The organism is Streptomyces sp. NPDC047706, assembly GCF_043204795.1.
Classification (GTDB): domain Bacteria; phylum Actinomycetota; class Actinomycetes; order Streptomycetales; family Streptomycetaceae; genus Streptomyces.
Window position 1 is genome coordinate 360,818 of the sequence record NZ_JBIDCW010000004.1, and the last position, 8,308, is coordinate 369,125.

Annotated in this window: 7 protein-coding genes; 2 read left to right on the forward strand and 5 right to left on the reverse strand. The window is 71.8% G+C overall.

All coding sequences use genetic code 11. The annotated features are described in order from the left end of the window. Positions 1 to 94: 94 nt before the first annotated feature. Both ACGF8A_RS07200 and pepN read right to left on the reverse strand, forming a co-directional pair. Positions 95 to 1,144, reverse strand: a complete 1,050-nt coding sequence (locus tag ACGF8A_RS07200; protein WP_393105112.1) for a hypothetical protein — start codon at positions 1,142 to 1,144, stop codon at positions 95 to 97. 213 nt (positions 1,145 to 1,357) lie between these two features. After that, positions 1,358 to 3,937 (reverse strand): aminopeptidase N, encoded by a 2,580-nt coding sequence (gene pepN, locus ACGF8A_RS07205; protein WP_393105114.1) that lies wholly within the window; start codon positions 3,935 to 3,937, stop codon positions 1,358 to 1,360. Positions 3,938 to 4,086: 149 nt separating this feature from the next. Here pepN and ACGF8A_RS07210 point away from each other — a divergent pair, with 149 nt between their 5' ends. Beyond that, entirely contained in the window at positions 4,087 to 4,725 is a 639-nt protein-coding gene (locus ACGF8A_RS07210; protein WP_393105116.1) for a DsbA family protein, read from the forward strand. Here ACGF8A_RS07210 and ACGF8A_RS07215 read toward each other — a convergent pair. The 3 genes from ACGF8A_RS07215 to ACGF8A_RS07225 all read right to left on the reverse strand — a co-directional run bounded on the left by ACGF8A_RS07215 (position 4,722) and on the right by ACGF8A_RS07225 (position 7,289). Next, positions 4,722 to 4,973 carry a hypothetical protein gene (locus ACGF8A_RS07215; protein ID WP_393105118.1) on the reverse strand — a complete coding sequence of 84 codons (252 nt, stop codon included), beginning with the start codon at positions 4,971 to 4,973 and terminating at the stop codon, positions 4,722 to 4,724. The two genes, ACGF8A_RS07210 and ACGF8A_RS07215, sit on opposite strands and share 4 nt — an antisense overlap. Positions 4,974 to 5,157: 184 nt before the next feature. Next, on the reverse strand, positions 5,158 to 5,799 hold the full coding sequence (locus tag ACGF8A_RS07220) for a superoxide dismutase (protein WP_196462721.1): 642 nt from the start codon (positions 5,797 to 5,799) through the stop codon (positions 5,158 to 5,160). Between the two features lie 104 nt (positions 5,800 to 5,903). Further along, on the reverse strand, positions 5,904 to 7,289 hold the full coding sequence (locus tag ACGF8A_RS07225) for an amino acid permease (RefSeq protein ID WP_393105121.1): 1,386 nt from the start codon (positions 7,287 to 7,289) through the stop codon (positions 5,904 to 5,906). A gap of 307 nt (positions 7,290 to 7,596) precedes the next feature. Here ACGF8A_RS07225 and ACGF8A_RS07230 point away from each other — a divergent pair, with 307 nt between their 5' ends. Continuing rightward, positions 7,597 to 8,181 carry a biotin transporter BioY gene (locus tag ACGF8A_RS07230; protein ID WP_393105123.1) on the forward strand — a complete coding sequence of 195 codons (585 nt, stop codon included), beginning with the start codon at positions 7,597 to 7,599 and terminating at the stop codon, positions 8,179 to 8,181. Positions 8,182 to 8,308: the final 127 nt, after the last annotated feature.

Genomic DNA, 8,308 nt, shown 5'->3' on the forward strand with positions numbered 1-8,308 from the left:
TGCCCCGGCCGGGCCCTGTCAGGGGGCGGGGCAGTCCGGCGTCGACGCCGGACGGCCCCTCCTCTCCCCTCCTGATGCCGGCCCCGGTCCATCGCTACCGGGGCAGCACCACGACATACGCCGCCGGGTCCCGGTCCGCCGACGCCATCAGCGCCGTGCGCACGACGGTCGCCTGCTGCTCCATCGCGTCCCGCAGCTTCTTGGGCGTGATGTACACGACCGTGATGCCCAGCCGCTCCAGGTGCTCACGCTTGCGGGCGTACTCCGACCACAGGGCGTCGTTCTCCTGCCGGTCGCCGTGCCGGGGCGCCCGGGTGTCCAGTTCCAGCGCCACGGCGTGCTCCGGCCAGTAGGCGTCCAGGCCCCCGAGGTGCGGCCCGCCGGGCAGCCGCAGGTCGACGTTCCACACCGGGTCGGGCAGGCCGTACTCGCGGACCATCCGGTAGAGCCGGTCCTCCGCGATCGCCCGCCCCTCCGCCAGCAGCGAGTCCACGGCGTCCACGACGTGCGGGCGGCTCAGCAGCCTGGCCTCGTTCAGCTCCCGGACGACCGCGGCGGGTTCGCAGTGCCCGCCGCGCACCGCCTCGGTGAGCAGCCGCCGTACCGCGCCCGCGTCGGCGAGGTCGGCCACCGCGTCGGCCAGGGCCCGCGGCACCGGCGCGACCGGCAGGCCCGTGCGGTACTGCGGCGTGGGCAGTGCGGGGGTGCGCAGCACGCGGACGCATCCGGTCGAGCGCAGCCGGCGCAGCCGGGGGACCAGCACGTCGACGCGGTCCAGGGAGAGCAGCGGCGGGACGGCGGAGAAGCCGTGCAGGTTCAGCGCGGCGAGGCCGGTGATCATCGCGTCCGGGTAGGGCGGACGCTGCTCGTCGTCGGCGCCGGGCTGGGCCGGCACGCCGGGGGAGGGCTCCCGGGCGGTGTACATCAGCACCGCGTGCAGCCGCTCCTCGCTGGTCGGCGGGCCGGGGTGGAGCAGGTAGACGCCCGGGAGGAGCTCCTGCCAGGAGCCGCCGGGCTTGCACTGCGCGTTCGTCTCGGCGGCCGATACGCCGTGCATCCGCAGCTGAGCGGCCGTCATGACCCGGCGCCGGCCGTCGGACAGGTGGTGCAGGGGGCGGGGGGAGAGCGGGGTGTTGTGGTTCATGCCCCGGAGATTCCCGTGCCCGGCCGGCCGCTTAACCGCTGTTACACGCCCGTCGACAAACCCGGACAAGCTCGCCCTAAAGGACGCGTGTTCGGATGCCGAGAGAGCGGCGAAAACCCCTGGTCCGTTCGGGTGCGGACCAGGGGTTACGGTTGTTGTTGCCTGAATTTCGTAACGGTGACCTACGGCCCAAGCTCAGGCCAAAGCTGCTGGTCAGTCACCCGTCGCCGCGTCGCACGCCTGTCCGCGCAGATCCCGCGCCAGGTCGTCACGGGCCTCCAGGACCAGCCGGCGCAGGGCCGGGGCGGCACCCTCGTGCGCGGCCAGCCAGGTGTCCGCCGCCGCCAGCGTCTCCTCGTCCGCGCGCAGCGCCGGGAACATGCCGCGCACCACGTGCATGGCGATCTGGATCGACCGCTCCTGCCACACCCGCTCGATGGCCGCGAAGTACTTCTCGGCGTACGGCGCGAGCAACTCCCGCTGGGAGGGCTGGCCGAAGCCCGCGATCGTCGCCTCCACCAGCGCGTTGGACAGCGCGTCCGACTCCACGACCTGCGCCCACGCCTGTGCCTTGACCGCCGCCGAGGGGCGGGCGGCGAGGCAGCGGACCTGGCGGCGCCTGCCGGACGCGGTGTCGTCCCGGGCCAGCTCCGCCGCCAGCGCCTCCTCGCCGGCGGCCCCGTGCGCGGCGAGCGGTTCCAGGAACGCCCAGCGCAGCTCCTGGTCCACCTCCAGCCCGTCGATCCGCTCGGTGCCGTCCAGCAGCCCCGCCAGCAGACCCAGGTGGTCCGCGCCGGACGCCACCGACGCGAAGAACCGCGCCCAGGCCAGCTGCTGCTCGCTGCCCGGCCCGGCCGCCCGCAGCTCACGCAGGGCACCCTGCGCGAGCAGCTCCTGACCGGCGGAGCGCCACTGCGGCGCCGCGTAGTGGGTCAGCGCCGACTCCGCCCAGGCGTGCAGCATCTGGAGCACGCCGATGTCCGACTCGCGCCCCGCGAACCGCAGCACCAGGTCGGCGAAGTCCCGCGCCGGCAGCAGCGCGTCCCGGGTCATGTTCCACAGCGCCGACCAGCACAGGGCACGGGCCAGCGGATCGGTCAGCGCGCCCAGCGCGTCCTTGAGGGCGGCCAGCGAGGTCTCGTCGAAGCGGATCTTGCAGTACGTGAGGTCGTCGTCGTTGACCAGCACCAGCTCCGGCGCCTCGGCGCCGGCCAGCCCCGTCACCACCGTGCGCGGGCCGTCGACGTCCGCCTCCTGGACGGCGTACCGCTCCAGCGCCCCGTCCGCCGTGCGCCGGTACAGGCCGATCCGCACCCGGTGCGGGCGCAGCTCGGGGTGTGACTCGGGAGCCTCCTGCACCACCGCCAGCTCCTCGACGCGGCCCCGCGGGTCCAGCAGCACCTGTGGGGTGAGCGAGTTGACGCCGGCCGTCTGGAGCCAGGACCGCGCCCAGGCGCCCATGTCCCGCCCGCTGGTCTCCTCCAGCACCGACAGCAGGTCGCCCAGGCGCGTGTTGCCGTACGCGTGCCGCTTGAAGTAGCGCCGCGCGCCCTCCAGGAACGCCTCCTCGCCGACGTACGCCATGAGCTGCTTGAGGACGCTCGCGCCCTTGGCGTAGGTGATGCCGTCGAAGTTCAGCTTCGCGTCCTGCAGGTCGCGGATGTCGGCGGTGACGGGATGCGTGGAGGGGAGCTGGTCGGCGCGGTAGGCCCAGGACTTGCGGCGGTTGGCGAAGGCGATCCAGCCGTCGGTGAAGCGGGTGGCGCGGACCAGCGAGAAGGAGCCCATGAAGTCGGCGAACGACTCCTTCAGCCACAGGTCGTCCCACCACTCCATGGTGACCAGGTCGCCGAACCACATGTGCGCCATCTCGTGCAGGATCACCGTGGCGCGGTGCTCGTACGAGGTCTGCGTGACCTTCCCGCGGAAGAGGTACTCCTCCTGGAAGGTCACCAGGCCCGGGTTCTCCATCCCGCCGAGGTTGTACTCGGGCACGAAGGCCTGGTCGTACTTCCCGAACGGGTACGGGCAGTCGAAGTGGTCGTGGAAGAAGTCCAGGCCCTGCTTGGTGATCCGGAAGATCTCGTCGGTGTCGAAGTAGGGCGCGAGGCCCTTGCGGCACAGCGCGCCGAGCGGGATCTCCAGCGCCGAGCCGTCGTCGAGCTTGCGGGTGTAGGAGCCGGTGACGTAGTGGTACGGGCCCGCGATCACACAGGTGATGTACGTGGCGATCGGCTTGGTCTCGGCGAACCGCCAGACACCGTCCGCGAGTTGCCCGGCCCCGTTGCTCCACACCGTCCAGCCCTCCGGCGCCCGCACCTCGAAGCGGAAGGGTGCCTTGAGGTCGGGCTGCTCGAAGTTGGCGAAGACCCGGCGGGCGTCGGCCGGCTCGTACTGGGTGTACAGGTACACCTCGCCGTCCTCGGGGTCGACGAACCGGTGCAGGCCCTCGCCGGTACGGGAGTAGGCGCACAGCGCGTCGACGATCAGCTCGTTGTCGGCGGCGAGGTCCTCCAGCAGGATCCGGGAGCCGTCGAAGACCTCGCTGGGGTCGAGGTCGCGGCCGTTCAGCGAGACCGCGGTGACGTGCGGTGCGATCAGGTCCGCGAAGCTCGCCGCGCCCGGCTCGGCGCAGCGGAACCTGATCGTGGTGACCGAGCGGAAGGTCCGCGGCCCGTCGCCGGACGCCTCGCCGATCGCGGAGCGCACGTCGAGGGCCACGTCGTACCCGTCGACGGACAGCAGGGCGGCCCGCTCCCGGGCCTCGTCACGGGACAGATTCTCACCGGGCACGGGCGGCACTCCCTAGGGTTCGTCGGACACTGCTGATCAGGACCGATCCTGCCATGCGCTGCTGACGGGGGCAGCCGGGAATGGCGGGACACGTGGCGGCGTTGCTGCGGACGTTGCTACGGGAGATTCGCTTCCTCATGAGGAGAGACATGCCGGACAAGACCCCCGTCGATTTCTGGTTCGACCCGCTGTGCCCTTGGGCCTGGATGACCTCCCGCTGGGTGCTGGAGGTGGAGAAGGTCCGTGACATCGAGGTCCGCTGGCACCTGATGAGCCTCGCGGTGCTGAACGAGGACAAGCTGGACGAACTTCCCGAGGAATACCGCGAGATGCTCGCCACCAAGGCGTGGGGACCGGTACGGGTCGTCGTCGCGGCGCAGCAGGAGCACGGCCCCGAGGTGCTCGGCGACCTCTACACCGCGCTCGGCACCCGCATCCACAACGAGGGCCAGGGCCCCGAGAAGGAGGCGGTCGCCGCCGCCCTGAAGGACGTGGGCCTGCCGGAGACCCTCATGGAGCACTGGGACGCCACCCCCTACGAGCCCCAGCTGCGCGCCTCCCACCAGGAGGGCATCGACAAGGTCGGCCAGGAGGTCGGCACGCCCGTCATCTCGGTACCCGGCCCCGGCGGCGAGGAGGTCGCGTTCTTCGGCCCGGTCGTCACCCCCGCCCCCCAGGGCGAGGAGGCCGCCCGCCTCTGGGACGGCACCCTGGCCGTGGCCTCGGTCCCGGGCTTCTACGAGATCAAGCGCACCCGCACCAAGGGCCCCGACTTCAGCAACCTCTAGGGGTCCTGGCGGTCCTCGGGCTCGGCCGGCATCTTCCGCGGCGGATGCAGGGGCCTCCACACGTGGCCGGTGCGGATGTTGCGGCAGTCCCGCTCGGTGCTGACGCAGATCCAGTAGTGGTCCACATAGGCACGCGGCGCGAGTCCCTGGAGCTCTCGGACCACGTTACGTTCACGGTCGTCCCTGACGTGCCGGTGCGGCTGATCCGTGCCGCACGTGCCGCAGGGCATCGTCCTCTCCATCGGCATGCCGCCACCATGACCCGGAACGCCGCCCACCGGTAGCCCCCGCGAGCCGGCGCGCGGGGGCATCCGGCGCCCGGACAGGGGAAGGCCCCCGCGAGTCACGTCCTCGCGGGGGCCTTCTTCTCTCCGCCTGCCGACGTGAAAGGTGAGAAGACGATCACGAGGCAGGACGATCGGGGGGTGGTGCTCAGGGAGCCAGCAGCAGGACATCCGCCCGGGACTTGGCGGCCTCGTAGCGCCGGGCCACGTCCTGCCAGTTGACGACCTGCCACATGGCCTCGATGAAGTCGACCTTCTGGTTCCGGTACTGGAGGTAGAAGGCGTGCTCCCAGGCGTCGAAGACCAGGATCGGGGTCGCGCCCTGGCCGACGTTGCCCTGGTGGTCGTAGACCTGCTCGACGATCAGCCGGCCGCTCAGCGGCTCGTAGGCGAGGACGCCCCAGCCCGAGCCCTGCGTCGTGGCCGCCGCCTTGGACAGCTGTGCCTTGAAGTTCGCGAAGGAGCCGAAGGACTCGGCGATCGCGCCCGCCAGCTCGCCCACGCCGTCCTTGTCCAGCGGCTCGCCGCCACCGTCACCGGTCATGTTGTGCCAGTAGATGGAGTGCAGGATGTGCCCGGAGAGGTGGAACGCCAGGTTCTTCTCCAGACCGTTGATGGAGCCCCAGGACTCCTTGTCCCGCGCTTCGGCGAGCTGCTCCAGGGTGTCGTTGGCACCCTTCACGTACGCCGCGTGATGCTTGTCGTGGTGCAGCTCGATGATCTCGGGGCTGATCACGGGGGCGAGCGCGGAGTAGTCGTACGGCAGTTCAGGCAGCGTGTAGACGGGCATACGGGGTCCCCTCCGACCTCTTATTGCAATGAGCTTGCAACTACAACCTAGCAAGAAGAAGGCCCCCACGGGTGAACGTGGGGGCCTTTCGGGACGCGGTGGCGTCAGCGCCGGGCGCGCGCCCTCTGCCAGGCGTAGCCGACGGCCGCCAGGACGAGGGTCATCGCGCCCGTCGAGTACAACTGCACCCGCGTGTCCGGCTCCCGGGCCATCAGGACGAAGATCCCCACCATGCCCGCCAGCGCCACCCAGGTCAGCACCGGGAACGCCCACATGCGCACGATCAGCTTCTGCGGCGCCTCCCGCTCCAGCCGGCGGCGCAGCCGCAGCTGCGAGACGGCGATGAAGATCCAGACGACCAGGATCACCGCGCCGATCATGTTCAGCAGCCACGGGAAGACGTCGTCGGGGCGCCAGTAGCTGAGCACCACGCAGACGAAGCCGAAGACGCACGACGCGAGCACCGCGATCCGCGGTACCCCGCCGGAGACCCGGCCCAGCGCCTTCGGCCCCTGGCCGCGACGCACCAGCGAGTAGCCGATCCGCGAGGCGCCGTAGATGTTGGCGTTCATCGCGCTCAGCAGCGCGACCAGCACGACCACGTTCATCAGCTGACCGGCACCCGGGATGCCGAGCTGGTCCAGGGTGGCGACGTACGGCCCGCTCTCGACGACCTCCTCGGAGTCCCAGGGGACGAGGGTGACGACGACCGCCATCGAGCCGATGTAGAACAGCGCGATACGCCACATCGCCGTACGGACCGCGCTCGCCACGCCCTTCACAGGGTCCTTTGACTCGGCCGCAGCGATGGTGACCGTCTCCAGGCCCCCGTAGGCGAACACCGAGGCGAGCAGGCCGATCACCAGACCCTCGCCGCCGCCCGGCATGAAGTCCGTCAGATTGCTCGCGCCGGGGGAGTCGGTGCCGGGCAGCAGGCCCGCGATCGCCAGCACGCCGAGCACCAGGAACAGCGTGATCGCGCCGACCTTCAGCGCGGCGAACCAGAACTCGAACTCACCGAAGTTCTTCACGGCCGCGAGGTTCGCGCCGCAGAACACCAGCATGAACAGCGCCACCCACGCCCACTCCGGCGTGCCCGGCAGCCAGCCGCTGACGATCTTCGCGGCGCCGATGCCCTCCAGCCCGACGGCCGTGCACAGCAGCACCCAGAACGCCCAGCCCGCGGTGAAACCGGCCCACGGCCCGATCGCCCGCTCGGCATGCGCGGAGAAGGAACCCGACGACGGATGGGCGGCCGACATCTCGCCCAGCATCCGCATCACCAGCATCACCAGCAGCCCGGAGATGACGTAGGCGAGGACGATCGACGGGCCGGCGGCGGCGATGCCCGCGCCGGAGCCGACGAACAGCCCGGCGCCGATCACGCCACCGAGGGCGATCATCGACAGGTGGCGCTGCTTGAGTCCGTGGGACAGGGAGGCGTCCGCCTCGGGCGGGGCCTCTACAGGGGTGGGGGTGGTGCGGGACATGGGCGCGGCTCGTCCAGTGCGTGAGGGGATAAGGGGGACAATCACACGGAGTGTAAAGGCCGCGTCGGATTCTCCCCCTGCCCGCCCAATTGGCGAGACCCTACAGAGCCCGCCCTACGCCTCCCGCGTGAGCCACACGTCTCCACCTCAGTGACCGGTATCACGCCGGTTCACGTGTAATCACCACTCTTTGTAAGGAGCCAACCACGACCACGCCTGCCCCTTTGTCGGGCGGTGACGGTGGTCGGCCCCAGGGCCCTGGGTTAGCGTCACGGTGTCCCGAACCGCCCTCACTCGCGGAGTCCCCATGAGCACCGCTGCCGCCGCCCCCGCCCGCCCGGGCCAGGTCCTCGCCGACCTGCTGCCCGCCTCCCGCGTCCGCGACGTCGCGCTCGTCGTCGGCGGCGCCGTGCTCACCGGCCTCGCCGCCCAGATCGCCGTGCCGGTCCCGGGCACCCCGGTCCCGGTCACCGGCCAGACCTTCGCCGCGCTGCTCGTCGGCACCGCCCTCGGCGCCGGACGTGGCTTCCTCTCCCTCGCGCTGTACGCGCTCGCCGGTGTCGCCGGTGTGCCGTGGTTCGCGGAGGGCGGCTCCGGCGTGGCCGCACCCTCCTTCGGCTACGTCATCGGCCTGGTGCTGGCCGCCACGGCCGTCGGCGCGCTGGCCCGCCGGGGCGCCGACCGCTCCCCGTGGCGGACGGCGGGCGCGATGCTCCTGGGCGAGGCGATCATCTACGCCGTCGGTGTCCCGTACCTGGCCTTCGCCGCCGGCATGTCCGCCTCCGCGGCGATCGCGGCCGGCCTCACGCCGTTCCTGGTCGGGGACGCGCTGAAGGCGGCGCTGGCGATGGGCCTGCTGCCGGCGGCGTGGAAGCTCGCCGGCAGGCGCTGACCCCTGGGTGATCCCACGGAGGGGCGGGGGGGGGGGGGGGCGCCCCCCCCCCCCCCCCCCCTATGTGCCCCCCCCACTCCCCCGGGGCCGCCCGGTGCACAACACCCCCCCCGGCCCCGCCGCCCCC